The 25,839-nt window shown below is 63.7% G+C and carries 24 protein-coding genes; 11 read left to right on the forward strand and 13 right to left on the reverse strand.

Going from position 1 to position 25,839, the window contains the following annotated elements; genetic code table 11:
• Positions 1-99: 99 nt before the first annotated feature.
• From A6B35_RS14120 to A6B35_RS14140, 5 genes are all read left to right on the forward strand, one after another.
• On the forward strand, positions 100-525 hold the full coding sequence (locus A6B35_RS14120; protein WP_006201485.1) for an OsmC family protein: 426 nt from the start codon (positions 100-102) through the stop codon (positions 523-525).
• A 41-nt stretch (positions 526-566) separates the two neighbouring features.
• Positions 567-1,085 carry a hypothetical protein gene (locus A6B35_RS14125; protein WP_006201484.1) on the forward strand — a complete coding sequence of 173 codons (519 nt, stop codon included), beginning with the start codon at positions 567-569 and terminating at the stop codon, positions 1,083-1,085.
• Positions 1,086-1,209: 124 nt separating this feature from the next.
• Positions 1,210-1,953, forward strand: coding sequence for a 2OG-Fe(II) oxygenase (locus A6B35_RS14130; RefSeq protein ID WP_006201482.1), 744 nt, complete (start codon positions 1,210-1,212; stop codon positions 1,951-1,953).
• Positions 1,954-2,128: 175 nt separating this feature from the next.
• On the forward strand, positions 2,129-3,751 hold the full coding sequence (locus A6B35_RS14135; protein WP_006201480.1) for an ABC-F family ATP-binding cassette domain-containing protein: 1,623 nt from the start codon (positions 2,129-2,131) through the stop codon (positions 3,749-3,751).
• 148 nt (positions 3,752-3,899) lie between these two features.
• Complete coding sequence (locus tag A6B35_RS14140) at positions 3,900-4,256, forward strand: hypothetical protein (protein ID WP_040582548.1); 357 nt, start codon at positions 3,900-3,902, stop codon at positions 4,254-4,256.
• A gap of 245 nt (positions 4,257-4,501) precedes the next feature.
• Here A6B35_RS14140 and A6B35_RS14145 read toward each other — a convergent pair whose 3' ends face one another.
• The 3 genes from A6B35_RS14145 to A6B35_RS14155 all read right to left on the reverse strand — a co-directional run bounded on the left by A6B35_RS14145 (position 4,502) and on the right by A6B35_RS14155 (position 11,307).
• Positions 4,502-6,355: an adenylate/guanylate cyclase domain-containing protein gene (locus A6B35_RS14145; protein WP_040582522.1), complete on the reverse strand. Its 1,854-nt coding sequence runs from the start codon at positions 6,353-6,355 to the stop codon at positions 4,502-4,504.
• Between the two features lie 318 nt (positions 6,356-6,673).
• Entirely contained in the window at positions 6,674-9,271 is a 2,598-nt protein-coding gene (locus A6B35_RS14150) for a bifunctional diguanylate cyclase/phosphodiesterase (RefSeq protein ID WP_193364555.1), read from the reverse strand.
• A 371-nt stretch (positions 9,272-9,642) separates the two neighbouring features.
• Positions 9,643-11,307 (reverse strand): acyl-CoA synthetase, encoded by a 1,665-nt coding sequence (locus A6B35_RS14155; protein ID WP_006201474.1) that lies wholly within the window; start codon positions 11,305-11,307, stop codon positions 9,643-9,645.
• Positions 11,308-11,469: 162 nt separating this feature from the next.
• Here A6B35_RS14155 and A6B35_RS14160 point away from each other — a divergent pair, with 162 nt between their 5' ends.
• A complete protein-coding gene (locus tag A6B35_RS14160; RefSeq protein ID WP_006201472.1) occupies positions 11,470-13,029 on the forward strand; it encodes a serine hydrolase in 1,560 nt (519 codons plus the stop codon).
• 97 nt (positions 13,030-13,126) lie between these two features.
• On the opposite strand, the gene A6B35_RS14165 is transcribed toward A6B35_RS14160, so the two are convergent.
• A complete protein-coding gene (locus tag A6B35_RS14165; RefSeq protein ID WP_006201471.1) occupies positions 13,127-13,414 on the reverse strand; it encodes a hypothetical protein in 288 nt (95 codons plus the stop codon).
• Positions 13,415-14,315: 901 nt separating this feature from the next.
• Here A6B35_RS14165 and A6B35_RS14175 point away from each other — a divergent pair.
• The gene (locus A6B35_RS14175) at positions 14,316-14,681 is read left to right on the forward strand and encodes a VOC family protein (RefSeq protein ID WP_006201468.1); all 366 of its coding nucleotides are present in this window, start codon (positions 14,316-14,318) and stop codon (positions 14,679-14,681) included.
• 70 nt (positions 14,682-14,751) lie between these two features.
• Here the strand turns inward: A6B35_RS14175 and A6B35_RS14180 are convergent, their stop codons facing one another.
• Together A6B35_RS14180 and A6B35_RS14185 are read right to left on the reverse strand one after the other, a co-directional pair.
• A complete protein-coding gene (locus tag A6B35_RS14180) occupies positions 14,752-15,687 on the reverse strand; it encodes a hypothetical protein (protein ID WP_006201467.1) in 936 nt (311 codons plus the stop codon).
• Positions 15,688-15,899: 212 nt separating this feature from the next.
• Positions 15,900-17,300 carry a winged helix-turn-helix domain-containing tetratricopeptide repeat protein gene (locus A6B35_RS14185; protein WP_006201466.1) on the reverse strand — a complete coding sequence of 467 codons (1,401 nt, stop codon included), beginning with the start codon at positions 17,298-17,300 and terminating at the stop codon, positions 15,900-15,902.
• A 122-nt stretch (positions 17,301-17,422) separates the two neighbouring features.
• On the opposite strand from A6B35_RS14185, the gene A6B35_RS14190 reads away from it, so the two are divergent.
• On the forward strand, positions 17,423-17,758 hold the full coding sequence (locus tag A6B35_RS14190; protein WP_244897093.1) for a hypothetical protein: 336 nt from the start codon (positions 17,423-17,425) through the stop codon (positions 17,756-17,758).
• 251 nt (positions 17,759-18,009) lie between these two features.
• Positions 18,010-19,176 (forward strand): KamA family radical SAM protein, encoded by a 1,167-nt coding sequence (locus A6B35_RS14195; protein WP_081482113.1) that lies wholly within the window; start codon positions 18,010-18,012, stop codon positions 19,174-19,176.
• A gap of 44 nt (positions 19,177-19,220) precedes the next feature.
• Here A6B35_RS14195 and A6B35_RS14200 read toward each other — a convergent pair whose 3' ends face one another.
• Positions 19,221-21,089, reverse strand: coding sequence for a CHASE2 domain-containing protein (locus tag A6B35_RS14200; RefSeq protein ID WP_006201464.1), 1,869 nt, complete (start codon positions 21,087-21,089; stop codon positions 19,221-19,223).
• 6 nt (positions 21,090-21,095) lie between these two features.
• A complete protein-coding gene (locus tag A6B35_RS14205) occupies positions 21,096-21,620 on the reverse strand; it encodes a FecR domain-containing protein (protein ID WP_006201463.1) in 525 nt (174 codons plus the stop codon).
• Between the two features lie 286 nt (positions 21,621-21,906).
• Between A6B35_RS14205 and A6B35_RS14210 the strand changes: the two genes are divergently transcribed.
• Both A6B35_RS14210 and A6B35_RS14215 read left to right on the forward strand, forming a co-directional pair.
• Complete coding sequence (locus tag A6B35_RS14210; protein ID WP_040582544.1) at positions 21,907-22,572, forward strand: BA14K family protein; 666 nt, start codon at positions 21,907-21,909, stop codon at positions 22,570-22,572.
• A gap of 132 nt (positions 22,573-22,704) precedes the next feature.
• Entirely contained in the window at positions 22,705-23,130 is a 426-nt protein-coding gene (locus A6B35_RS14215) for a globin family protein (RefSeq protein ID WP_006201461.1), read from the forward strand.
• Positions 23,131-23,191: 61 nt separating this feature from the next.
• Here the strand turns inward: A6B35_RS14215 and A6B35_RS14220 are convergent, their stop codons facing one another.
• From A6B35_RS14220 to A6B35_RS35525, 5 genes are all read right to left on the reverse strand, one after another.
• Positions 23,192-23,608, reverse strand: coding sequence for an HD domain-containing protein (locus A6B35_RS14220; protein WP_006201460.1), 417 nt, complete (start codon positions 23,606-23,608; stop codon positions 23,192-23,194).
• Positions 23,609-23,709: 101 nt separating this feature from the next.
• Complete coding sequence (locus A6B35_RS14225; protein WP_040582542.1) at positions 23,710-24,924, reverse strand: NAD(P)/FAD-dependent oxidoreductase; 1,215 nt, start codon at positions 24,922-24,924, stop codon at positions 23,710-23,712.
• Between the two features lie 53 nt (positions 24,925-24,977).
• The gene (locus A6B35_RS14230; protein ID WP_006201457.1) at positions 24,978-25,142 is read right to left on the reverse strand and encodes a DUF3309 family protein; all 165 of its coding nucleotides are present in this window, start codon (positions 25,140-25,142) and stop codon (positions 24,978-24,980) included.
• 74 nt (positions 25,143-25,216) lie between these two features.
• Positions 25,217-25,414, reverse strand: a complete 198-nt coding sequence (locus A6B35_RS14235) for a CsbD family protein (RefSeq protein ID WP_006201456.1) — start codon at positions 25,412-25,414, stop codon at positions 25,217-25,219.
• The gene (locus tag A6B35_RS35525) at positions 25,411-25,779 is read right to left on the reverse strand and encodes a hypothetical protein (protein WP_139032195.1); all 369 of its coding nucleotides are present in this window, start codon (positions 25,777-25,779) and stop codon (positions 25,411-25,413) included. The genes A6B35_RS14235 and A6B35_RS35525 overlap by 4 nt, the downstream gene beginning before the upstream one ends.
• Positions 25,780-25,839: the final 60 nt, after the last annotated feature.

The following is a 25,839-nucleotide window of genomic DNA, read 5'->3' on the forward strand; positions in this document are numbered from 1 at the left end:
TGCGGCGTCGACCCCGGGCGTACCATATAGCGGGGCAGGGCGCGCGCCACGGCGGCTGCGCCCTTGATTTTTGTCTGCCGCGGTCGAAAGGATTTTGCCATGGGTGAACTCAAGGTGAGGACCCGCGTCACCGGCGCGCTGGCCGTCCTGCCGCCGGGCGGCCTGCCGGTCGTCACCACTCCGACCGGCGGCACGGTCGATGTCGTCACCGCGGTCAGCGCGCCGGGTTTCAATCCGCTCGACCTGCTCTACGCCTCTTTGGCCACCTGCATGGTGCTGAGCGCCCGCATCGCCGCCACGCGCCTCGGCGTTGCCGACCGGCTCGGCGAGGTGAGGGCGGAGGTCGGCGGCGAGAAGGCGAAGGACGAGCCATCGCGGGTCGAGACGTTCAACATCAGGCTGGAGATTGCCGGCGACCTCGACTTGGCCACCAAGCAGCGCATCGTCGAGGATGCCGAGGCGATTTGCACGGTGTCCAACACGTTGCGCACCGCGCCGGAACTGCATGCCACGCTTGCCGGCTGAGGCCGCGCAAAATTGGGGTTCAACCAACCAAGGACCATCCGATGGCCATGATCCCGCCGATCGACTACGCGACGGCGTCCAACGAAATCCGCGCCGAGCACGACAGAGAACTCGCGCTGCGCGGCCGCATGACCAACATGAAGCGCATCCTGCCGCCGGCTGCCCACCGCATCTACGCCGAATGGTTCACGCTACGCGATCTGCTCAAGCCCACGCTCGACGACCGCGCCATCTGGCTGTTCTCGAAAGCGGTCTCGGAAACCATGCGTGCCGAGATCCCCGTCACCTTCTTCCGCCGCGCGCTGATCGACTCAGGGCTCGACCCCGAGAACATCGAACCGACCGCCGACGAGGCGCTGCTGATTGACTTCGGTACTGCGGTCGCCACCGACGCCAACGCGGTTTGTGATGCTATCTGGGCCGGGCTGAAGGCACGCTACGATGAGCCGACGCTGGTCAACCTCGTCGCCTTCGCCGGCATCATGGTGGCGACCTGCGTGTTCACCAATGCGGTGCGCGTCGATCTCGATCCGGAGCTGGAGGGTTATCGGAGGCGGTGATACTGCCGATCTCCCCCACGAGGGGGGAGGTTGGCAGCTCCGGCCTTTCCGCAGGAAACGGGTGGCTCCCTCCTGCCGTCCGCCCCATCTTCATGGGCAACAAAAGCGACCGGGAGCGAAACCCATGACCATCCATTCGATAAGCGCTCGTCGTGCAAATCGTTCGGCGGAGGCGCGTGTCGCCGATCAGGGCTGGCGCGAACTGGCTAGCGAACTGAACAACCATGGCTGCGCCGTCATGGAAAAGCTGCTTTCGCCCGAGGAATGCGCCGGGATCGCGGCGCTCTATCCGCACGAAGAGCACTTCCGCAGTCATGTCCACATGGCACGTCACGGTTTCGGCAAGGGCGAGTACCGCTATTTCCGTTACCCTTTGCCTGATCTGATCGGCGCCTTGCGCACCGCGCTCTATCCGCGTCTGGCCGAGGTCGCCAACGACTGGAACGAGCGCTTGGGGCTGGCGCAGCGCTATCCTGCGGACCACGCCGCATTCCTCAAGCAATGCCACGACAACGGCCAGACGCGGCCGACGCCACTGCTGCTGCAATACGGCCCCGGCGACTTCAACTGCCTGCACCAGGATCTCTATGGCGATCTTGCCTTTCCGCTGCAGGTGGCGATCCTGCTGTCCGAGCCGGGCAGGGATTTCACAGGCGGCGAGTTCGTGCTGACCGAGCAGCGCCCGCGCATGCAAAGCCGCGCCGAGGTCGTGCCGCTGACCCAGGGCGACGCTGTGGTCTTCGCCGTCCACAATCGCCCGGTACAAGGCACCAAGGGCCATTATCGGGTCAATCTCAGGCACGGCGTCAGCCGCCTGCGCTCGGGCATGCGGCACACGGTTGGCATCATCTTCCACGACGCGAAGTAGAGGCCTGGAGCCGAAGCTGCCAGTCTCCCCGCGAGGGGGAGATCGGCTGTCACTGCCGCCGTCGCCAGTCTTCACTGTCGGCGCTGCGGCGCTTCTGCCTCTTCCCCCGGCACCCTCATTCGCGTATGGCCCCGGGCAAATCCCTCAACCTCGCATCGGCCTCCCGGAACACCCCATGATTCGTCTCGAAAGCATCGGCAAGCAGAATGGCCGTCAGATCGTCTTCATCGAGGCTTCGGCCGCGCTGCAGAAGGGCGAGAAGATTGGCCTTGTCGGCCCCAACGGCGCCGGCAAGACGACCTTGTTTCGCATGATCAATGGCGAGGAACAGCCCGACGAGGGCCAGGTGCAAGTCGATCGCGGCGTCACTATTGGTTATTTCAGCCAGGATGTCGGCGACATGGCAGGCCACAGCGCAGTCGCCGAAGTGATGAACGGCGCAGGGCCGGTCAGCGACGTGGCGGCCGAAATGGCGGAACTCGAGGCGGCCATGGCCGATCCCGACCAGGCCGACCGGATGGACGAGATCATCGAAAAATATGGCGAGGCGCAGCACCGTTTCGAGGAGCTCGACGGCTATGCGCTCGACGGCCGCGCGCGTGAGGTGCTCGACGGCCTCGGCTTTTCCCAGGAGATGATGGACGGCGACGTCGGCAAACTCTCCGGCGGCTGGAAGATGCGCGTGGCACTGGCCCGCATCCTGCTGATGCGGCCGGACGTCATGCTGCTCGACGAGCCGAGCAACCATCTCGACCTCGAAAGCCTGATCTGGCTGGAGCAGTTCCTCAAGGGTTACGACGGCGCGCTGCTGATGACCTCGCACGACCGCGAGTTCATGAACCGCATCGTCAACAAGGTGGTGGAGATCGACGCCGGCTCGCTCACCGCTTACTCGGGAAACTACGAATTCTACCAGCAGCAGCGGGCGATCGCTGACAAGCAGCAACAGGCGCAGTTCGAGCGCCAGCAGGCGATGCTGGCCAAGGAGATCGCCTTCATCGAACGTTTCAAGGCGCGCGCCTCGCATGCGGCCCAGGTGCAGAGCCGGGTGAAGAAGCTGGACAAGATCGACCGCGTCGAGCCGCCGAAGCGCCGCCAGATCGTCAATTTCGAATTCCAGCCGGCGCCGCGTTGCGGCGAGGACGTGGTGACGCTGAAGAACGTCCACAAGGGCTACGGCAGCCGCTCGATCTATGAGGGGCTGGATTTTCAGGTCCGCCGCCGCGAGCGCTGGTGCATCATGGGCGTCAACGGCGCCGGCAAGTCGACGCTGTTGAAGCTGGTGGCCGGCGCTTCCGATCCCGATGCCGGCACGGTGGCGCGCGGCCCTAGCGTCAAGATGGGCTATTTCGCCCAGCACGCCATGGAGCTGCTGGAGGGCGAGCGCACCGTGTTCCAGACGCTGGAGGATAATTTCCCGCAGGCCGGCCAGGCGCCACTCAGGGCGCTTGCCGGTTGCTTCGGCTTTTCCGGCGACGAGATCGAGAAGAAATGCCGCGTGCTGTCAGGCGGCGAGAAGGCCCGGCTGGTGATGGCGCTGATGCTGTTCGATCCGCCCAATCTGCTGGTGCTGGACGAGCCGACCAACCACCTCGACATCGCCACCAAGGAGATGCTGATCACCGCCCTCTCGCAATATGAAGGCACGATGCTGTTCGTCTCGCACGACCGCCACTTCCTGGCCGCACTCTCCAACCGCGTGCTCGAACTGACGCCCGAAGGCATCCACACCTATGGCGGCGGCTATACGGAGTATGTCGAGCGCACCGGGCAGGAAGCGCCGGGGTTGCGGAGCTAGGGGAGGGTGGCTATTTGAGCGGCCGCGGGCATCCGACACGCGATTGCTCGATGTCTGCGTAAAGGTCAAAGCAGTCCCTCGGGAGGCTGTCCGGTTCCGGGTTGTGAAAACGGCGTACTTCTCCACAATGCTTGGGAAAGGCTTCGGGATGAGAATTGCAATGTCCGTCGCATTGGCCGCGACAGTGGCTGGATGCGCGACTTCGCCGGTCGACTATGACGCGACGCTTTCGCAGCAAGACCAGAAATGGGCGTCGCCGGAATGCCAGCAGGCCCGCGCGGCGGCTTCCGCCTATGCCGTTCGCGAAAAAACGCACCCGGGTTGGGAATTCGTCGCGCTTGGCCCGTATGGGTTGGGGATCATAGCAGCCGCCAAGGAGCAGGAGCAGAAGCAACGAAAGCTGCTCGCCCGCGAGTTGCACCTGCAATGCTCGAGTCTTCCCCTGCCGAAGGAGTTGCAGGGCGAATTGAGCCCTGCGGGCGCAAGCCAGACGAAATATCCATAGCCAGAGCTCGCCACCTTCGGGACGAAGCGGAGGCGCCCGCGAAGGGCTCAAGCGACCCGGAGCGGCGCGCTTGCAGAGCCGATTTGGCGGCTCGTAAGCGGATGTTGACTGGAACCAGTGACTTTGCCGCGTTCTTGTCGCTCCAATTGAAATCGGCTACCGCACTAGCTGACCCCGCTCCAGTCACTGCCAAAGCCGTGGGCTTCTCCAAGCCGCCGATCAGCGGCATGGAAGTGGCATGTCCCTTAGCCTGCTTGAGCGCGGTGAACGTCCAGACGGGGCGATTCTGACGTCGCGACTTTGCCAAGCTGGAAGACCTCCGTCGCTTCGCCGCGCCCCCGCAACCTGTGCTTGCCCGCCGGGATCGTTTCGAACTCTTCGTCGAGCCGCGACGCGGTCTCGCCGGAAATCGCGATGGCGGTCGCGGCATCCGGGTCGAGCTGCTTGCCGAGATCCTGTAGCCGCTGGCTGACGTTCACGGTGTCGCCGACTATCGTATAGTTGACGCGGTCGGATGCGCCAATGTTGCCGACAATGACGGAGCCCGTATGGATGCCGATGCGGACATGAAGCGGAGGCCGGCCTTCGCTGGCCGCTTCCAGATTGTCTTTCTCCAACTGCTCGCGAATGGCCGCGGCGGCACGGACGGCCGCGGCGGCATGGCCCTTCAGACGGTCCGGCGCGCCGAAGAATGCCAGCATGCCGTCGCCCAAGAACTTGTCAACCGTGCCGCCATGCGTGTCGACCGCGCGGCACAGGATTTCAAAATGATGGTTGAGGAGCCTGGCCGCAGCGGCAGCGTCCATCCGCTCCGACAACGTGGTGAAACCGGCGATATCGGTGAACATGACAGTGACGACCGCCTCGCGCGGTTCGGCGATGCCGATCTCTCCGGTGCGCACCAGCTTGGCCACCAGCGAGCGCGGAATATAGGTCGAGAATGCACGCAGTCCGATCAGCATAGCATTGAAGGCCGAAGCCTGGTTGTCCAACTCCAGCACCCTGCTGCGCGGCAGCGGGGTCACGCCGTCGAGATCGAAATCGGCGACGCGCGTGGCCTGGCCGGCGATCGCCTGGATCGGTCGCGACAGGCGCCTGCCAAGCAGGATCGCTACTATGACCGCCACGGCCATCGCCCCAAGACCGAGCAGGGCCGATCCCATAACGCGCTCGATCTCGTCGCTGATCTGGCTGGTCTCGAAATACGCGCCGAGCGTCCAGGGCTTGTCGCCATAGCCTGCGATCTTGCGGGTAATGGCGATGTACGTGGTGTCGCCGCTCCACTCGGACGCATTGTCCACGCTGGGGTCGATCTCGGCGATTTCTATGTCGCGGGCGCGGCGCGTGTCGAACTCCTGCCCTACCTTGCGCGAGCTATATGCGGCCAATACCGGATCGCCATACGTGGCCAGCGGCGTCAGTGGCAGGACGCCATTCTTCAGAGCGTCGGGATCGGCCAGCCTTTGGTCGGCGAGCACGCGATCTTCGCCATCGAGAATGAAGGCATGCGTGCCAAATCGCGATGACAGTTCCCGCGTGATATCGGACAGTTTCTGCAATTCGACCGCCGCGATCACCCAGGCCTGCGTCACGCCATTACGTGCCAGCGGCACGGAGACATGCGCGTACAGGCCGAACTCGTTGGCCACGAACGCACCCCATTGGCGTCCGTCGACCTGTCTGCGTTGCTCGAGGGCGGCGCGGACTTGGGACGACTTCTCGGGCTCGGCCGGAAAATGCTCGATCGCGCCCGTTGAAACGTTGTTTTCGACGGACCGCGCGGCGCCGCGGCAGACGAGGTCGGGGGTGCAGATCAGCGTCGCCTCGACCCCCGAAGCGGCAGCCAGAGCACCGGCAACGGTTGCAGACATCGCCTTGTCGTCGATCTGGAACTCGCCCTGGGCATACAGCTGCGCGATGCCGTCCACCGCGTTCTCGGCGTCTCCCATCTCGGCGCGCAGCGAGTCCTCCATCGCATCGATCAGGAGTGTCGACTGGGCGCCGAGCAAGTCGAACGTGTTGCGAAAATTGGCGCCGACCGACAATGCGAGCACGCCGCCGACCGACAGGAATACGAGGCTGCCAAAACTCAACGCCATGATGACTGCAATGGGGATGCGACGCCGCTTCTTTGCGGGGCGGGCCAGACGCACTGGTTGTGCGGAGGTGCTCATGCAGCCAATGTCGCAATGCGCCACCGAATTGCAAGCCCGGTGACGGCCTTAAAGAAAGGGCGCGCCCCGAATGCACGAGCCTCCTTGCTTCGGTGCCCAACGCACTTCGGAAAAAAGTTCATGGCGCGGCCGCGACTTCCAGAGTGGCGCCGGCTATGTCCGCTTCCAGGCGGTGGCAATGCTGACCTTAACGGCCGATACGAGGCGCAAAGCCGCTGTGGCTGAGGGCGTAGGGGCGCCCCGTTACCCTACCGCCAGCCATTTGCGCGACTGGGCAAAGGCCTTGAAGGCCTTGGCGTCCATCGGACGGCCGAAGGCGTAGCCCTGCAGGATGTCGCAGCCCAATTCCTTCAGGATGCGCGCGTGCTCCATCGTTTCGACGCCTTCGGCCACCACTTCGATGCCGAGCGATTTGCCGATCTCGATGATGGACGACACCAGCCGCCGCTGCGCCCTCGAGTCGATGATCGGCGTGATCAGCTGGCGGTCGATCTTCAGCCGGCGCGGCTGCAGCTTGAGCAGGCTGACGATCGAGGCGTGGCCGGTGCCGAAATCGTCGATCTCGATGTCGATGCCGAGTTCCTTGATCTGCTCGATGTTCCAGGAAACGAAATCGTCGTTCTCGTCGAGGAAGATCGACTCGACCAGTTCGAACGACACGGTCCCTTCCTTGATGGCGAGCCCGCGCAACCCCTTGATCAGGTCCCGGTCCTCCAGGCGCCTGGCCGAGACGTTGACCGACACGCGCGGGATGTTGAGCTGCGACCAGCGCTCGAAATTCTCCAGCGCCTGTTTGAGGGTGACGCTGTCGATCAGCGCCACGACATTGAGCTCTTCGGCCACCTTGAGATAGGCGGCGGGGGCGAGGATGCCGCGCCGCGGATGCCTCCAGCGCGACAACGCCTCGACGCCGACGATCTCGAGCGTCTTGGCGTCGAACTGCGGCTGGTAGTACGCGATGAATTCGTTCCGCTCCAGCCCGCCCAGGATTTCATCGGCGGTCTGCTTGGTCCGAACGATCTCGCTCTGCAGTTCCTCGTTGAAGAATTCGTAGCGATTGCGGCCATGGCTTTTCGCCCGGTAAAGCGCGAGATCGGCATTGACGAGCAACTGTTTGGCGTCGACCCCGCTGTTGGCGGCAATGCCGATGCTGACGCCGAACCGGCACTGGTGGCCCTGGTAGGTGATCGGCTGCCGCATCTCTTCGATGATGCGGTCGGCGAGTTCGGCAAGCTTGTCGTCGCCACGGCCATGGCTCACCACCACGAACTCGTCGCCGCCGATGCGCGCCACGAAATCGGCAGCCCCGGCATTGGCCTTGATCACCTTCGAGGCATGCAACAGCATGGCATCGCCCGCCGCGTGGCCGAGCGTGTCGTTGATCTGCTTGAAGCGGTCGAGGTCGAGATGCAGCAGCGCCGTGCGCTGGTCGGCTTCGCCGCTTTCGGCCAGCATCTCGTCGAGATAGCGGCGATTGGGCAGGCCGGTCAGCGAATCGTGAAGCGCCACATGCTCGATGCGCGCCTTGGCGGTCTCCAGTTCGGCGTTCTTCGATTCCGACAGCTGCCGCTCGCGCACCAGGTTCTCGTTGAGCAGCACGTCACTGGTCACGTCCCATTCGGCGCCGATCATCTTCGGCGTGCCGCCAGTGTCCTGGAAGAATGTCGCGCGCGTGCGGACATGGCGGATATGGCCGTCAGCATGGACGAGGCGGTATTGCGAGGAGTAGAGGCCCTTGGTCGCCGCGGCCTGGTCGAAATCCAGCCGGGCACGCTCGATATCGTCGGGATGGATCGTCCCCGACCAGTCATCATAGGCGCGCGGCTTGCCGTCGGCGGGCCTGCCGTAGATCTCGTTGACGCGGTCGTCCCACACCAGTTCGTTGGTGGCGAGGTCGTGCTCCCACACGCCGATGCCCGAGGCCTCCAGCGCCAGCTCCAGGCGGCCCGACAGGCGTCTCAACTCGGCATAGTTTTTCTGCCTTTCGCCGAACAGCCGCCCGGCCACCAGGATCGGCAGCACCACCAGCACGCCGGCAAGCGCCATGAGTGCCTGCAAGGTCCGCTCATTCTTCGGCGCTGCTGGCCAGCCGCCCTTGGGAATGGCCGAAATCCGCCAGGAGCCTGAAGGCAGCTGCACTTCGGCCGTCACGGGCTCGCCGGCGATGACGTTGTCGCCGCCAAAGAAACGTTCGCCACCGCCGCCCAGCGCATCCTTGCCGGTCAGCGCGACATCGATGTCGAGTTGGGGGTCGTTGAGGCCGCTCGCCGCGTAGAGCCTCTCGACATCGACTACCGCCGAGACGATCCCCCAGAAGCGCTCGCCGCCGCCCGCCGTCGGTACGAAGACCGGGATGCGGCCTATGAAGCCGCGTCCGCCTTGCGCCAGGTCGACCGGGCCGGCGAACACCAGCATGCGTCCGTCGCGCGCCCGAAGCGCTGCCGTGCGTTGCGCCTCGTTCTTGCGGTAATCGAGCCCGATCGCCTTCTCGTTGCCTTCCATCGGGTACATCAGCGAAATGACGAGGTCCGGCGCGCCGGCGATGTTGCGCAATTGCGATTTCTGCTCGAACAGATTGCCGGCGAGCGAGGCAAATCTCTGCTGGCCCATATAGGGCTCAGTGACGATGGCCGATACCAGGCCGCGCACCAGCTGGAGATTGCCGTTTATGTTGCCCTCGAGCTTGGCGCGGATAATGTTGACCTTGGCCAGCACATCGGCGCGCGCCAGTTGATCGGAGACTTGTCTGTTCTGCTGGTCGGCAAACACGGCGCAGATCAGAAGCACGACAAAGGCTATCGCCGCCGGCAAGTTGGCGGCAGAAAAAACGGCCTGTCTCACGCGGCCGAGATTGAATCCCGTTCTGGTCAATTCGACCCGAATACCTTTCCTGGACAATAGCCCATCGGACGAACCTAGTAGAAAGTGCTTAAATTTAACCTTCCAGGCCGGCCGCAAGTTTCAGCATCGGGCCTATCCTGTGATGCCGGCTATACGGAAATATCTCGCGTACGGGCAAGAAGCACCGGGGCTGCGGAACTTGAGGCGCACGCTGGCGATGCCGGCCTTGCCGATCAGTCGAGCCCGGCGACTCGCAGTTCTCGATGTAGCGGGCTCGATCCTTTTCGTGGACGATGGGTGGTATTTCTCGACCCAGTCCACGGACACGGATGGATGCAGGCGATAGGGAGATCGTCGGCAAGTTGGGTGGCCTAGGCCACTCCCTTCCGCTTTTCCACCTCCGCCTTGCGCAACAAAAACCGCTGGATCTTGCCGCTCGGTGTCTTCGGCAGTTCTACAACGAACTCGACCTCGCGCGGATAAGCGTGCGCCGACAGTCGCTTCTTGACATGCTGGGCGATTTCCTCGGCAAGTTCCTCGCTGCCCTTGTAGGCGGGCGCCAGCACCACGAAGGCCTTGACGATCTCGGTGCGCTGCGGATCGGGCACGCCGACCGCAGCCGCCTCGTTGACCGCCGGATGCTCGATCAGCGCGCTTTCGACGTCGAACGGGCCGATGCGATAGCCGGCCGAGGTGATGACGTCGTCGGCCCGGCCAATGAAGGAGACCGAGCCATCCGGCTCGTACTCGACCGTGTCGCCGGTGCGGTAGTAGCCGCCTGCTATCGCCGGCGTCTCCGCCTGGTGATAGCCGTCGAACCAGCGCAGCGGGGAGTTGTCGATGTCTACGGCGAGAATGCCGGGCTGGTTGGGGCCGAGCTCGTTTCCCGCCTCGTCGAGCACGACCATGCGGTAGCCCGGCATGGCAAAGCCGGCCGAGCCGGCGCGCACGGTGTGCGTGAGGCCGTGGTGGTTGTTCACCATCATGCCGTTCTCGGTCTGGCCGTAATGGTCGTGGATGGGCGCGGCGAGATTGGCGTCGAACCAGCGGATCACTTCCGGGTTGAGCGGCTCGCCGGCGCTGCTCACCACCCGCAGCTTCCCCTTGACCCGGGCGGCCGCTTCCGCGCCCTCGGCCATCAGCAGGCGATAGGCGGTGGGCGAGCCGGCGAGGCTGGTCACCCCAAGGCGCTCGACGATGTCGTAGGTGCTTTTGGCGTTGAAGGCGCCCTCGTAGAAAGTGGTGGCGATGCCGAGCTGCAAGGGGCCGGTGATGGCGTAGTAGAGCCCATAGGCCCAGCCGGGATCGGCGATGTTCCAGAACACATCGTCTGGGGTGAGCCCGATCGCGTCGCGCATATAGGCGCCGAAGGCGAGCAGGGCGTTGAGCGGCACCGGCACGCCTTTCGGGTGCCCAGTCGTGCCGGATGTCGACATCATCATGAACAGGTCGGACCCCTTGCGCATCACCGGCGGACAGTCGGGCGAGGCGGCGGCAAGTGCGGCGCGGAAATCGATGTCGCCTTCGGGCAGGGCATCGCCTGCAGCGAGAATGGTCGCGACGCGCGGATGGTTCTCGACCTCGTTGAGCTTGCCGCGATTGGCCGGGTTGGTCACCACCAGCTTGGCGCCGCTGTAGCCCAGCCGGTGTTCGATGGCCTTCGGGCCGAAGGCGGTGAACAGCGGCTGGTAGACTGCGCCGACGCGCCAGGTGCCAAGGATCAGCGCCATCAGTTCCGGAATGCGCGGCAGCATGCCGGCAACGACGTCGCCCGGACCGACGCCGAGATCCTTCAGCATGGTGCCGACACGGCCCGACATGCCGGCGAGGTCGTCGAAGCTGAATTCACGAAGCTCGCCGCCGGCGGAAATGGCGCGCAATGCCAGCCGGTTTTGTCCCGTGTAGCGGCCGCAGCATTCGACATAGGCGTTGATGCCGGTTGCGGGGTCGCCGTGGAGCCGGGCGACTTCATCTTCGAGGCGAAAGTGCGCGACGGCATCTTCATAGCGCGGCAAGCCGGCCCGAGCTTTGGTCATGATATCCTCCCTCGGTGGCGTCCCTAAGGGACCGCCGCTGTAAGATTGCCCGAAATCGTGGCGGTGGTCGATTGCGGCGATAGTCGATTGCCGGGCAAGCATTGGCCTCGCCCGCGCCGGCCTGTACTATGGCCAGGTGAATGCAGGGGAGGAGGCTCGATCGTGCGGCTGGATCGGAATCTCTGCCATTGGCGCATCTGGGCCTTCATCGCCTTCATGGCGTTCTGGCCGCGTGCGGCATCGGCCGACGACATCACGCCCGAACGCATCGCGGCTGCCCTGTCGAAGCTCGAAGCGCTGGCCGAAGCCGCCGTCGCCGACGGTACCGTGCCCGGTCTCGCTATCGGCGTCGTGCACGATGACGAAGTGATCTTCCTCAAGGGTTTCGGGCATCGCGAGGCCGGCAAGCCTGAGGCCGTCGACGCCGACACCGTGTTCCAGATCGCCTCACTCTCCAAACCGGTCTCCGCCACCGTCGTGGCGGCGCTGGTCAGCGACGGGATCGTGTCCTGGGATTCGGAGATCGCCGACCTCGATCCGGCCTTCCGGCTGGCCGATCCCTATCCGACCAGCCAACTCACCATCCGTGACCTCTTCGCGCATCGCAGCGGGCTTCCCGGCACTGCCGGAGACGACCTCGAGGACATTGGCTACGACCGCGCCGAGATCCTGCATCGGCTGCGGTTCGTGCCGCCATCGTCGAGCTTTCGTGCCGGCTACTCCTACAGCAATTTCGGACTGACCGAGGGTGCTGTTGCCGCAGCGAAGCCGACGGGAAAATCCTGGGAGGAGGTCGCCGAGGAAAAACTTTACCGGCCGCTTGGCATGGCCTCGACCAGCTCCCGCCATTCCGACTTTGTCAAGCACGCCAATCGCGCCGCGCTGCACGTGCCGGTCAATGGCGCCTGGGCGGCGAAGATCAAGCGCGATCCGGACGCGCAGGCGCCGGCGGGCGGTGTCAGTTCCACGGCACGCGATCTCTCGCAATGGGTGCGCCTCATAACCGGCAACGGGGTCTATGCCGGCAAGACGCTGATTGCCGCCGATGCGCTGGCGCAGACGCATGTGCCGCTGATGACGCGCGGCAAGAACCCGGTCTCCGGCGGCGAGTCCTTCTACGGCCTCGGCTGGAATGTCGAATTCGGCCGGCACGGTCCTAGCTGGGGCCATGCCGGCGCCTTCAGCGTCGGCGCGCGCACCCTCGTGACAGTCTTCCCGAAGGAGAAGCTTGGCATCGTCATCATCGCCAATGCCTTTCCGACAGGCGTGCCGGAGGGGCTATCCGACAGTTTTGCCGACCTCGTCTTCGACGGAACGGTCGAGAAGGATTGGATCAAGGCATGGGACGGCATCTATGCCGGCCTCTTCGGTCCGGCGGTCGAGGCGGCCAAGGCCGCCTATGCCGCGCCACCGTCCCCGGCAAGGCCGGCCGGGCCGGCCGGTGCCTATGCCGGACGCTACGCCAACGACTTCATCGGCGATGCGGTCGTGTCGAGTGCGGGAGACGGCCTTGTGCTCAAGGTCGGCCCGGCTGGCGCCCGGTCCTATTCGCTGACGCATTTCGACGGCGACCTGTTCTTGACCTTTCCCGATGCCGAGACACCGGACAGGCCAACGGGCGTCAACTTCGTCGTCGGCCCGGACGGCAAGGCGTCGGCCATGACGATAGAGTTTCTCGACGACAATCATCTCGGCACGCTGCGGCGCGTCGGCGACCGGTAGACAGTGGACATGCCGGCGCAAGCGTTGAAGCCGAGCTTTTATCCAGCTAGTGCCGACCGCTTCGACGCGACGGGCGCGCCAAGAGCCGTATCTGACTCTACGTTCCCTTCACGATTCTCGGTTTGGTCGGTCGACGGGACTGAGCCGCGCTCTCGAGGGCCAAGGCCAACCGCTTCTCGTCTTCGATGGCGCGGTCGACTGCCTCGATTTCCTCCTGGAGCGCCTTCAGCTCGGCTCCGTAGCTGGAGCCGTCGCTGTCCCCGATCTGAAAGCCACTTGCCCGCATTGCGTCGCGAGTATGGTGCACGTTGCGGACACCCTCGCGTCGAGTCGCGACCAGGATTTCCCTGAACTCTCCAAGACGTTCAACGTGATTGCGAGTCATTGCGTTCTCCTATCTCGTCGTCATCGTCGCCGTCGGCGATTCAGCACGGCTTACGGCGCAGAAGGTGACTACAGCAGATACTCTCGACAAAGCATGAGTGCGGAAGTTCAAATTTGAACGTCTTGCAATAACGTGGAGCGCGGCAGCGGGAAATTGGCTGCGGAATCGTACGGTGAAGGTCCCATGATGTTTCTCCTTTGCCACCACGGCCGGAAGGAAACGGATGGATCGCAGAGCTCGCTTCCGGGTGGCCGGAACCGGGACGGCAGCGTCTGGCTTCCTGTGTAGTGAACGCGAACGTCCGTTCAGGGCAGCGAGCGACGCGCAGTATTTACCTTAACGTGAGGGCAGTAGAGAGATCTTGACCCGAGGTGCGAAAAAGCACCGCAAATACAGCTGATTGGTTATGACGTAGGTATTCTCGCAGATGTGGTATTGGCCGTCTGGGGAATCCTGCACGCGATCCTTCGGGATGATGAAATTATGCGGCAAGTAAATGTAGCCGCCATCAATTCTGGACCGTACCGAAGAGCTAGGTATGGCGCGGCAATCGGATCCGCCGCAGCACTTGAATTTCGTCAGTGGGTCAATCCTGTCTTCGTACCAATCATGGGCGTTGGCGCCTGTTGCCGCGGCGATGCACATTGCCGTGAAGATGAACCTCCGCATGGCGTTCCTCAGGTGTCGGCAGGCGCTGCTGGTTCGAGCGTCTATGTATATTAGCCTTCCACTAAAAATACCATTGGTCTGCGAATGACCGGGCCGTACGACCGACATTGGGTCGCCTACCAAATGGCGCTTTCTTATTTGCGCCAGGCCGCCCGCTGCACTCAGTTCCACCGACAGGAAACCTTTTGTGTGAGTTGACCGTTGGTAGCTGCAAAACCGAGGAGAAGGCTGAATGGCATCCGTCCGATACATCGTTGCGGACGTCAACGAGGCGGTCGCGTTCTATCGAGACAATCTCGATTTCAAGATCGAAAAGCACAATCCGGGCAAGTTCGCCGCGCTGCTGCGCGACGACCTGACACTGTATCTCAGCGCCCCAGGTGCGGGGAGCGGTGGTCAGGCGGGCGGCGATCCGAAGCCGGGCGGGTGGAACCGATTTATGATCGTTACGAACGAGATCGATCTCCTCATTGAGCGGTTGCGCGGGGCTGATGCACGATTCCGCGGCGAAATCAGCGACGGCGGTGCTGGCCGCGCCATCTTGCTCGAAGATCCATCGGGCAACGTCATCGAGCTATTCGAGTTCAAGAAGGACTGAGCCTGACGCAGAGCTGACTGCGGCGGGCTGTTGGTTTTGATAAGGCGGTGGGTTCGCCGACGGCTCGTTCTCAGTTCGCCTGGCCGTAATGGAGCAGTTTGAAGCAGTCGTCGCTTCCCGACTTCGACTGCGTCAGCAAGGGCTTCGCGCGGTCGATCCATTCCTGGTGCGATCTGGCATCGGCTTCGATCGCATCGGCCGGTGCAAGGGCGACGAAGCCGCGCCCCTTGCTGAACAGCCAGCACGCGCGGCCGAGATGTCTCCTGCTGCTGAGGCGCAGCAGGTCGGCATCGTAGAAGATATCCAGCACCTCCTGCTTGATCTTGCGCTCCTTTTCAGGATTGGCGACCGCCGCCTCGACCGGCTCGCCGCCGATCGCGTCCAGCAAATCCTTGTAGTCGAGGGCGAGCTGGGTGGTGGCATATTTGATGTCGTTCTCGTCGCGCACGATGTTGAACCACAGCGTCGGGTCGAGCTCGTTGACGACGAACGAGGTTTCGAAATCGCGGGATAGATTGAGGACCTCGAACGCCTGGACATCGACGTCGCGTTCGACCAGAAGGATCTCGGCGACCTGCTTGCCGAGTTCCGCCCCTTGGGCGCTGACCGCGGCGTTGGTTCCACCAAGGTCCGGACTGACATAGGGCCCGCCTTGATCCAGCAGCGCGTCGAATTCGCCGAGCGATGCGACGACAGGGGTGCCGCGGGCAATGCGCGCCGCCAGTTTGGCCATCACCTGCTGCAGCTCCGTCTCGCGTCTTTTCTGGTCCTGATAGTTCTGCTGGAAGAAGAAGATGAACAGGGACACGCCGATGCCGATCAGGATCACGCCGAGCTGCGAAAAGATGTTGCGATAGTATTCCAGCAGCTTTTCGCGATGGCGCACGTCGTCGCGCACGCTGTGCGCGACGCGAAGATTGACGATCAGCGAAAGGATCAGCAGCCCGGCACCGACCAGGATGAGGCCGCCGATGAGGAGGTAGCCATGGCCCGTGCCGAAATCCATTCGCCCGCCCTGAACCCCAGGCTGCGCAGATTAATGCCATTTTGCTGAAATACCTATGGGTTCGTAGAGCATCGCAGCGCTCGGCAGGGAAACGTCGCTTCTCGATGACGAAGGATTTTGCCGACATGCCGCAGTTCGATCGGGAGCCTGGGCCGGCGCGCCCTGCGAGAAGCTGCATTTCCAATGCGAAAACGACCACCCGCCGGCGCGGCCTAGGATTGCTGCTCATACGCAGCAAGTGCCTTGGCGACGCCGGCAACGAGATGTTCGACATCGCTCGCATGTTCGAAGGCGACCCCGGTTTGCGCAAACGCCAGCGGCGAATAGTCAGGCGCTATCCGCTTGACCTCCGCCATGATGCGCTGAGCTTCCTTCAGGTCTCCGAGTTGCGCGTGGCACCCCGCCAGCCTTGTCAGTCGCCAGGGGGTCTTCGAGGGGACCTTGGACATGCTGACAAGCGCGGCCTTGTAATCTCCAACGGAGTATTGCGCGATGGCGCGATCATAGTGGTACCAATCCGGATGGATCGGGTTGATCCGTATCGCACTGTCAAGCGCCGCGAGTGCTTCGAGAGGCCTGCCTCTCATCGTGAGCAAGAACCCCATTTGCGCAATCGTATCGGCGTCATACGGATTGAGGTCGAGCGCGCGTTGAAGGTGATGTTCGGCCGCGTCGAACCGACGGGCGGAGATGAAAGCCTGGGCGAGTACGCGATGACAGCGTGGCTCTTCCGGCGCCAGGGTCACCGCACACTCCGCGCGGTCGATCACCGAACCAAGCAACGCCGGGGATGCCTCGGCATAGCCACCGATAATAAGGTCAGCGAGCGCGATGTAGGAATGCGCCAAGGCATAGGTCGGGTCCTTTTCGACCGCAGCCTGGAAGAAACCGCGCGCAGCCTGATTGTCATCATCACCATAACCGCGCAGCCGGGCCAGTCCACGCAGGAGAAGCTCGTATGCGGCCAGGCTTTCGGGAGGCTTTGGGCTTGCCTGCTTGAGATCTGCATCGTCGAGCCGAGCGACCAGCCGGTTCACCACACGGCGGGCGATTTCTTCCTGCATGTCGAAGACCTGGCCGCCAGACGCGGAAAAGGTATCGCTCCAGAGGACTCCACCCGTCGAGGCAGTAATGAGACTGACAGTGACCCGCATGCCGTCTGCCCGGGTCGTCGCCCTGCCGCGGACCAGGTAGGTTGCGCCAAGGCTGTCGCCAACGGCACGCCAATCGGACGCGGAATCCGAGACAAAGGCAAATCCGGAATTGCGCGCCAGCACGACGACCGTTCCGAAGCGAGCCAACGCATTGACAATGTCCTCGGCGAAACCGTCGACCAAGGGGGTGTCTTCCGGCGCACCCTCATTGCTGAAACGCAGCACAGCAACACTCGGCTGTCCGGAGCGCACTTGCTTTGGCGCGTCGGGAGGAGAGAAGACGTAGCCGCGCTTGGCGACCGTGCGGATAATGGTTTGGCTTTCGTCCTGCAGCGCCTTTCGCAACTCCCTGACCGCCTGCGTCAGGGAGTCCTCGGTCACAAAGACGTCGGGCCACACCGCTGACATCAATTCAGACTTGGTCGCGACACGCCCGACATTCCTGCTGAGGTAGGCCAACAGGTCAAACGCCTTGGAGCGCAGAGCAACAGGTTTCCCGTCGCACAAAAGCAGCCCGCGGGCAAGATCAAGCTCGCAACTGCCAAGTGCCAGTGGTACGTGCCCTGGGTTTTCTCGCGACATTGAATGCCGATCTGACCAGCTCGACCAAACGCTGCCTGATTGGGGTCTCAATCGGCGCGGACGTCAAGGGATCAGGAGAATTTGATCCGACTTCACCTTGGCTGGAAGCCATGCGCCTCTCTACGGCTATGATCTCCAGCATTTCGAACATTGTTCCAGGCATGGGCGCACAAGGGGACCCAGCCATGACGGTGGATGCAAATTCCAGGAGTTCCTGCCGGGCGGCTTGGCGCGTGTTCTCATTCGGTGACATGTTCGACCTCATCCGGTTCGCTCTTGAGAACAATGAAGCCAAGGAACGGGCGCGTACCGGAAGATTTCTGAAATTCTGCTGAATTTCTCCTGTCGATCCACCGTACTTGCCGGGGGAAGCGGCGGTCACTTTCGCATCCGGCACCGACTATCGCGGCGCCGGCTTTCGACGCATCGCTTTCCAGTCCGTAAAAATTTATGGTTTCGCAGGATGTGCAAGGTCGATCCCGCGCGGTCGCCAGGGGCATGGCGTTTGTCTCGGCCATGCATCGAAGGCTTTTGCGCGCTGGCCGCAATGCTGTATCGAGCAGCGCAGGAATTCAAGGAGCCTTCGATGACTTTCAACGATGCCGCGCCGACGGGCACAAGCGGCGGAGCGACGGAAGCGGCCTCCGGCACTGCCGATGCCGTAAACGACGGTACGGCGGCCGGCGATGCCTCTTGGCAGGACGACGTCCGCGCAGGTGTGCGCCATGTGCGCGATCTGGCGTCGCTGCCGCTGTCGCCGGCCGAGCGCGCGGCAGCGCAAGCGGCGGCCGCGAACCACAAGGTTCGCATCCCAAAAGCCTATCTCGACCTGATCGACTGGAACGACCCGCAAGATCCCATCCGGGCGCAGGTCATTCCGTCGCCGCAGGAACTGGCGGAGCAGGACGGCGAGCTCGACGATCCGATCGGCGACCATGACTTCAGCCCGGTGCCGCGGCTGACGCATCGCCATGCCGACCGTGTCCTGTTGTTCCCGACCTATCAATGCGCGGTCTATTGCCGGTTCTGCTTCCGTAAGGAGTCGCTGACCTCGATCGGCCGCGGCTATACGCGCGAAGTACTCGAGCCGGCCTTCGCCTATGTCGCGGACCACCCCGAAATCCGCGAGGTGATCCTGACCGGCGGCGACCCGCTCGCGCTGCCCGACAAGGCGCTGGTCGAGATCCGCGCCCGCATCGAGGCGATTCCGCATGTGCGCCTGTTGCGCATCCACACCCGCGTGCCGGTCGCGCTGCCGTCGCGCGTCACATCAGGGCTGGTCGCGGCCTTGCAGGGGCGGCTGATGGTCACCGTCGTCACCCATTTCAACCACGCGCGGGAGGTCACGCCGGCGGCCGAAACCGCCTGCCGTACCTTGCGCCACGCAGGCTTCGTGCTGCTCAACCAGAGCGTTCTGCTCAAGGGCGTCAATGACACTGTCGAGGTGCTGGAGGAGCTCTGCCGCGAACTGATGTACCGCCTCGGGATAAAACCGTACTACCTGCACCACGGTGACCTCGCGCGCGGCATGGCGCACCGGCGCACCACAATCGCCGAAGGCCAGGCGCTGGCCGAAGCATTGCGCCGGCGCCTGTCGGGCATCTGCAATCCCGTCTATGTGGTGGACCTGCCGGACGGCGGCGGCAAGGTGCCGCTCGGGCCGTGCTATGTCGAGGGACGCGAGGGCGAGACGTGGCGCATTCGCGGGCAGGATGGCGAGGTGAGGACGTATCGGGAGGTTGTGGGCGAGTAGGGCAGCCTTAAAAAAGGTTGGGTTCGCCCGCGGGGCGAGGAGCCCTACTGCAGCGTCCGCGCACTCTGCCAGAACCAGATTGCCAGCGAACCCGATCGCCCACGGATTTGTGTTTCCACAGGCCCTCTCAGAACACCGGATTTGAACAGTGCGCAGTCGCGACCGGCGGCTTCAAGCATCTTGTCACTCACCGCGACTTCGGCATTCTGCTCGGCCGCGATCTCCATCAGCCGACTGGCGACGTTGACCGTGTCACCGGTGGCTGCGATGTGCTGACGGGCTTCGCCGCCAAGTCGAGAGGCAACGATCGTTCCGTGGTGCGCTCCGATCTTGAAGCCGAGTCGCGATGCCGTCGATGCCGGCAACGAGACCAGCCAATCGTTGGTGCGGCTGGAGAGCCGTGCACAACAGCGAGCCGCATTGAAGGCGTCATTTGCCGCTGGTTCCGGCAGGCCGAACAGGATCATGGCGCCGTCACCCATGAAAGAAGTGACGACGCCACCGCAGTCTGCCACTTCCTTGTTCACCAACCCATGAAACGCGTTCAGAAGTTCGCGTGTGGCGCTCGGCCCCAATGTTTCACTCAGCCCGGTGAAGCCGGACAGGTCGATGAACAGGATAGCGGCGTCTGCCCGCACAGGTTCCTTGAGGAAGTCGCCATGTCTGGCGAGCCACTCGCCCAGGCCCGGAGCTTCAACGCGTTGCAGCAATTCGCTCTGCGCGGCGAAATATTGGGCGCGGTTCCTGCCCAGCCAAAGTTGTGCCGAACCGAACAGGAGAGCCGGCGGAACGGCAGCGGCCATCGGCAGCGCAGCACTCAGCCAGATATGGTGTGAGAAGGCGGTCATATTGACCACGAACCAGATCAACACCACGCCGGCGACCGCCGCCAGGCCGATGGCGTTTCGCCGCCATGCCAGCAGCCCGACGAGAACCATGGGCAGCACAACTGCAAAGCCGGCATCCGCAAGACGAACGGACCGGTCGCGCACGATTCCGTCGTCGGTCGCCAGATGGGCGATCGCCGTCGACATGACTTCGACGCCCGGAAGCACGGGATCGAACGGAGTCGGGAAAACATCGCCGGCGCCGGTTGCCGTCGCTCCGATCACGACAATTCGATCCCGGATGATGCCGCGATCGAGTTGGCCCTCCAGCACGGTCGCGGCGCTGATCGTGCGGATCGTGCCGCGCGGGCCATAGAATGTCAGCGGCAGGATGTGACCGATGTCTGTCCTGACCCGGCGGCTGCCCAGCGACAGATGATCGGGCGCTATGGCTGGATCCTCGCCCGCAGCCAGGGCAGCAACACGCAGGGAGAAGGACGCTTCCAGCCGATCTCCGGCCCGAAACAGCAACGGCACGAAGCGCGGCGTTCCCGTCCGGTCGGTGACCACGTTGACGACGCCGACGGCGGCGGCATCCGAAAACGCTTTCAGCGGCCACAGAAACCGCTCGGCATCCGGCACGCGGGCGAGGGGCCCTTCGCCCTCGGCCACTGCCCATTGTCTGCCTCCCGGGTAGACCGCTGCCGCGGCGATGACGCTGGCACTCCTGCCCAGCGAACGCGCGAGCGCCGCGTCATCGTCTTTCGCCCCGGGATCGACCAGCAGAAGGTCGAGCGCAATGGCTTTCGGCTCAAGGCGCGCGATCGAATCGACAAGCCGGGCAAGCGTGGCGCGGCTGAGCGGATAGCTGCCCTCAACGCGCACCGTTTCGTCGTCGATCGCGACAATGGTGATCAGCTCCGGTGGCTTTGCCGTTCCTCGAACGAGCGTTCGAAGATCGGTCATCGTCGCTTCGACGCGATCGAGAAACCCCAGATTGCCGCGCCAGTGCGCGAAGCCCAGGCCGGCGCCCCAAAGACCGGCCAGTATGAGCGCGATCAGCGTCGCAAGCGCTCGACCGCTCATCCTCGCTCACTGACCCAGACGAGCCATCAAGGCGGAAACGCGCTTGGCCGGCCAGCGCTTGACGGTCAGTTTGCCTACGTCGACGCCTTCGCCCGGCGCCAGCACCACGCCGGCATTGGACGCCGGCCGTTGCACGGCGACGCGGCCTCTGAGGACAAAGACGGACGTCTTGCCCTGGCCGACGTCGACCGTCCATCTTGTGCCGCGCACCGCGGCGATCGCCTGCGGGGTGACGACCACGAAACCGCCCTGGACCCCGCCGGCAGGAGCCTCGAGCAGCAGCGCCTTGCGCCGCAGTCTCACCGCATCGGCATTGCCGTTCCGATCGCGGTCCACCAGCGAAAAACGCGCGCCGTCTTCGACGATGATGGTAAGGCCTTCCTGGCACCGCAGGATCTGTCGAGCGGTTCCGGCCACCGGCTCGAACCTGCACCCCGCCTCGCTCGACTGCGCAAAGGCGGTATCCATCCAGAAGACACCGGCAAAAATGCCGGCCACCAGCCTACGGAAGTATCGGCCCCTTGCGCTCATGAACCCCTCCTTGCTTCGCGAAAATCTGCGGCAGGAAAATCGTCTGCCGTCAGCCTGACGGTATGCGCACGAGCCGGCACTTGCAGCGGCGTAGCCCTGAAGCAGCAGGATACCGACCGGCAATCCTAACACGACAACCTGCTCCCGCGCTAAGGCAGACGTGCGACGGGGAGGTGGGTTCACGGAGGTGTGGGGGCAAGCTCGGGTTCCTCGCTCGCCCCCAGGCTCCCTGGAACCGGACTCAATATCCCGCATTGTATGAGCGGGGCCTCAAGGAGTGCGCGGCGTGAAAGCTTTGTTGGGAATAGTCGGTGGCTTCGTGCTGACCCTTGCCGTCTTCGCCAGCGGCCTTGCCTTCGCCGTCTGGCTTCTCGCCGCAAAGCCCGTGCGCCAGATCACCCACAGCGCGGGCGTCGCGGAACTCTGGACCAAGGACGCGCGCCCTGTGAACAAGGCGGCGCAGACCTTGGAGCGTATCCCGGCCGAGCCGGCTGCGATGCCTGACGCCAAAGCGGAAGCGGCCGCCGCGTCGCAGACCACAGCGGCGACGACCGACGCCATCGAGACCTCCGCCATCCAGCCTTCGACGGATGAGGAGCAGGCCTCGGCAGGACTGCCCGCCGCCCATGTCGAATGGTGCGCGAGCCGCTACCGCTCCTATCGTCCCGGCGACAACAGCTACATGTCCTACAGCGGAGAGCAGCGCACCTGCTTCTCGCCCTATCTCGACCCCGGCACCGCCGGACCCACGGCGCAACCTCCCGCCGATGCCGTCAGTTACGTCGAGGCGAACGACGCTTCTATGGACGGCTACGCCACGACATATGAGACGGACGCCGTCCAGCTTTCGCCCGACCACGTGGATTATTGCTTCAGCCGCTACCGCTCCTACCAGCCGGAAGACAACACATACCAGCCTTATTCCGGTGGCCCGCGCCGGCAGTGCGAATAGGGAGTGACGGGGGTGCGAAAACAACCGAATACAACCTGAAACCAGACTGAAACACCGACGCGGACGGGCGACATGCCTGCGAAACGCCCCGAGGGGATGGTCACCCAGGCCAGAACCCAGAGGAGTGCGCCGATGACACCCGACCAGATCCGACTTGTGCAGGACAGTTTTCGCGAGGTCGTTCCGATTCGCGCGGCTGCCGCCGCTCTGTTCTATGAACGCCTGTTTGCGATCGACGAAAACCTTCGGGCGCTGTTTCCGGTGCGGGACATGACCAAGCAGGGCGCCAAGCTGATGGCTAGCCTGGGTTTCGTCGTGCATGGGCTGGATCGTGCCGAGACCATTTTGCCGACCGTGCGCGAACTCGCCAAGCGGCACGTCACCTATGGCGTTGAAGAGCATCATTACCCGATCGTCGGGCAGGCGCTGATCGAGACGCTGGCGGCCGGCCTCGGACCCGCCTTTACGCCGCCAGTGCGCGAGGCCTGGGAAGCAGCCTATGGCCTGCTCGCGAGTGTCATGATCGCGGCCGCCCGCGAGGACCAGCTCGCGGCGTGACGTAACGCGATGGGCTGCGGCCGAAGGCGGTTCGTTTCACCCATTCCAACGGAGCGGGCATTCAACCGCCGAACTCTTCATCGAGGACGCGCAGGCCGTCCTCGTATTTTGACGTCGAGGCACCAATCTGGCGTGCCTGCCAGAGATTGTCGGCAAGGTCTGCGCGCTTGACCGCGAGTGCCACCGGGTTGGCGGCTGCCCTGCGTACGAAAGCGAGATCGTCCTCTTCGGATCGTCGGGTGAGCGCGTCAACGGCCGATACGATCGATGGTCCGAAGCCTGCCTCTTCGAGCCGGTCACGGCTCCAGCCCTCACTCTTCTCGAGAACGTCATGCAGGTAGGCGACAGCCTTCTGGTCAATCGTTTCGACCGCGTCGGCAACCCGGTGGCAATGCTCGATATAGGGTTGCCCCGTTTTGTCCGTCTGCCCGGCATGGGCTTTTTCAGCGATCTTTGCCGCCTGGTAGAGAACGCTCATGGCCTCGATCCTGTATCGCCTATTGGATTTAACCGGGAATTGCGCCGCGGGTTCCACGCGTCCGGTGGCTCGCCACGTTCAGGGCTCGTTTGCCGTGCTTGTCAGGAGCGAGCGAAAGCGAAGAGCTTCGCATCGCTGTCCTCGGCACCGCCGATCGCCGACAAAACGATCTCCGATGCGATTTGCGAAAAGGTGATGCCATTGCCACCATAGCCCATGACGGCATGAACGCGCGGGTGCCCGGGCAGCGCACCGATATAGGGCAGCCCCGTTGTCGTCGTGCCAAACGAACCGGTCCAGGCAAATTCGGGGGTGGGATCGAGCTGCGGCAACAGCCGCGATAGCTTTGCGGCCAGTCGTTCGGCCTTGCCGGCGATGAGCCGATCGCGCTTTCCTTCGTCGACAAAGTCTTCATCCTCGCCGCCGCAGAGGACGCGGCCGTCGGCTGTCGATCGGACGTAGAGGTATGGCTCTGATGCCTCCCAGATGAGAGCGGCGCCCGGCCAGATGTTTTTTGGCTGTCGCTTTGTGGCGATGGCCCAGGTCGAGACGATGCGGTGCGCCGTCGACGGGATGATGTTGGTCAGCTCATAGCCGGTTGCCAGCACCAGATGTTGCGCTGTGATTGTCGGGCCATGCTTGGTGCCGACGACGACTCTTTCGCGATCGTGGTCGATTGTTGTCGCCTCGACCGGTGCATAGAAGCGCGCTTTGCGTACCAGCGACCGCAGCAGCAAACCCGCGGTCAGCTTGCGCGGATCCAGCGCGAGATTGCCATGGCTGAGAATTGCGCCGGCGCGATCGATGCCGAACCCTTCCGCCAGGGCCTGACGGCTCAAGTAAGTTGCAGCGATTCCGGTTCGTTGGCGTGCCTCTGTCTCGGCGCGCAACGCGGATCGCCGAAGCACATTGCCAGCCAGGTAAAGCGCGGGATGGCAGGTGAGGTTGCAGTCGATCGCCAGTTCGGCGATCCGCCCTTGCAAATTGAGTACGGCCAGGCGTGACCGGCGCCATGCCCGCTCGGCATCGGCCTTTCCCCGCATCGCCGAAAGTTTTGTCAGTGGCTGGTCGAGCTCGAATTGCACCAGGGCCGTCGTTGCCGAGGTCGATCCCTCCAGCGGTCCGCGCCGGTCGATGCAGATCACCGAATGGCCGGCGCGCGTCAGTGCTTCGGCGGCCATGGCGCCGCTGACGCCCATACCGACGATCAGTACGCCGGTGCTTACGTCCCGCGTCAGTTTTTCTGTCGGCACCGATGGCGCGCGGTAAGAAAACCAGACAGGCCGGCCGCTCCTCAGGTCGAGTTTGCGCGCCACCAACGCCTCCAGAACCTGGACGCATGGGCGTCCGGTGATCGCCGGCTATTGCGCTAGAGGCGCCCGAGAACAACCAGAATGATGACGATGAGCAGGACCAGACCCAACCCGCCGCCACCATAGTAGCCGGTGCCATAGAAGGGGCCGCCGCCAAGGCCGCTGAAACCGCCGAGCAAAATCAGAATCAAGATGATGATCAGAATCGTGCCGAGACCCATGGATGTTTCCTCTCTCTAAATGAGCTGCCGGCGCGGCAGCGCCAGATGCTCAAGAAGCGCCCGTTTGACCTTGGTCAGACTCGCCTGCACCATTCGTCTACCTGCCGCTCCGCCGCTTCCTTGGCGATCCCATACCTCTCCTGGATTCGCCCGAGGAGCTGGTCGCGATTGCCGTCGATCCGATCCAGATCATCGTCGGTGAGGTCGCCCCATTGCTCCTTGGCCTTGCCTTTGAACTGCATCCATTTGCCCTTGATTTGATCCCAATTCATCGTTGCCTTCCTTCTGTTGAGATGACGCGCTCAACCGCGCCCGCGTCTTCCTTTTTAGGGGGAGACGCGGGCTGATCAGGGGATACCTGATCGGCAGCAGTTGAGGGGACAGCTGCAGAGAAAGAACCGGGTCGATGGCGAATTGTTCCGGAGTTGCAGGCGAAATGCTCCGACACCTGCAAAAAAGACCCGCCGGCGGTCAGCCAGCGGGTTCGGAGTTCTGGAGTAGCCAGAGTGAACTGGCAGAAGGTCAACGCGCGGTGGCTGGCTTTGTTGCATGGCGCATCCGCCTTCGTGCCGGCGAAGAGCGTCTTGGTCGCTCGCCCCGCTATGGAACCATCATGCCCCATGTCGGTTTTTTCCACGCGGGCCGCGTCAGCCGGACCAGGTGGCAAAGGGAACAGGGTTGGTTTCTCCGGCTTCAC

Origin of the sequence: Mesorhizobium amorphae CCNWGS0123 (assembly GCF_001686985.1) — a bacterium.
In the GTDB taxonomy this organism is placed as follows: Bacteria; Pseudomonadota; Alphaproteobacteria; order Rhizobiales; family Rhizobiaceae; genus Mesorhizobium; species Mesorhizobium amorphae.

Coding starts and splice junctions, on each gene's coding strand:
- A6B35_RS14165 (WP_006201471.1), bottom strand. CDS start 13,414: ATGACTCGCAATCACGTTGAACGTCTTGGAGAGTTCAGGGAAATCCTG.
- A6B35_RS14200 (WP_006201464.1), bottom strand. CDS start 21,089: ATGAGCGGTCGAGCGCTTGCGACGCTGATCGCGCTCATACTGGCCGGT.
- A6B35_RS14145 (WP_040582522.1), bottom strand. CDS start 6,355: ATGGCGTTGAGTTTTGGCAGCCTCGTATTCCTGTCGGTCGGCGGCGTG.
- A6B35_RS14230 (WP_006201457.1), bottom strand. CDS start 25,142: ATGGGTCTCGGCACGATTCTGATCATCATCTTGATTCTGATTTTGCTC.
- A6B35_RS14215 (WP_006201461.1), top strand. CDS start 22,705: ATGACACCCGACCAGATCCGACTTGTGCAGGACAGTTTTCGCGAGGTC.
- A6B35_RS14140 (WP_040582548.1), top strand. CDS start 3,900: ATGAGAATTGCAATGTCCGTCGCATTGGCCGCGACAGTGGCTGGATGC.
- A6B35_RS14175 (WP_006201468.1), top strand. CDS start 14,316: ATGGCATCCGTCCGATACATCGTTGCGGACGTCAACGAGGCGGTCGCG.
- A6B35_RS14195 (WP_081482113.1), top strand. CDS start 18,010: ATGACTTTCAACGATGCCGCGCCGACGGGCACAAGCGGCGGAGCGACG.
- A6B35_RS14220 (WP_006201460.1), bottom strand. CDS start 23,608: ATGAGCGTTCTCTACCAGGCGGCAAAGATCGCTGAAAAAGCCCATGCC.
- A6B35_RS14130 (WP_006201482.1), top strand. CDS start 1,210: ATGACCATCCATTCGATAAGCGCTCGTCGTGCAAATCGTTCGGCGGAG.
- A6B35_RS14125 (WP_006201484.1), top strand. CDS start 567: ATGGCCATGATCCCGCCGATCGACTACGCGACGGCGTCCAACGAAATC.
- A6B35_RS14135 (WP_006201480.1), top strand. CDS start 2,129: ATGATTCGTCTCGAAAGCATCGGCAAGCAGAATGGCCGTCAGATCGTC.
- A6B35_RS14155 (WP_006201474.1), bottom strand. CDS start 11,307: ATGACCAAAGCTCGGGCCGGCTTGCCGCGCTATGAAGATGCCGTCGCG.
- A6B35_RS14235 (WP_006201456.1), bottom strand. CDS start 25,414: ATGAATTGGGATCAAATCAAGGGCAAATGGATGCAGTTCAAAGGCAAG.
- A6B35_RS14180 (WP_006201467.1), bottom strand. CDS start 15,687: ATGGATTTCGGCACGGGCCATGGCTACCTCCTCATCGGCGGCCTCATC.
- A6B35_RS14205 (WP_006201463.1), bottom strand. CDS start 21,620: ATGAGCGCAAGGGGCCGATACTTCCGTAGGCTGGTGGCCGGCATTTTT.
- A6B35_RS14120 (WP_006201485.1), top strand. CDS start 100: ATGGGTGAACTCAAGGTGAGGACCCGCGTCACCGGCGCGCTGGCCGTC.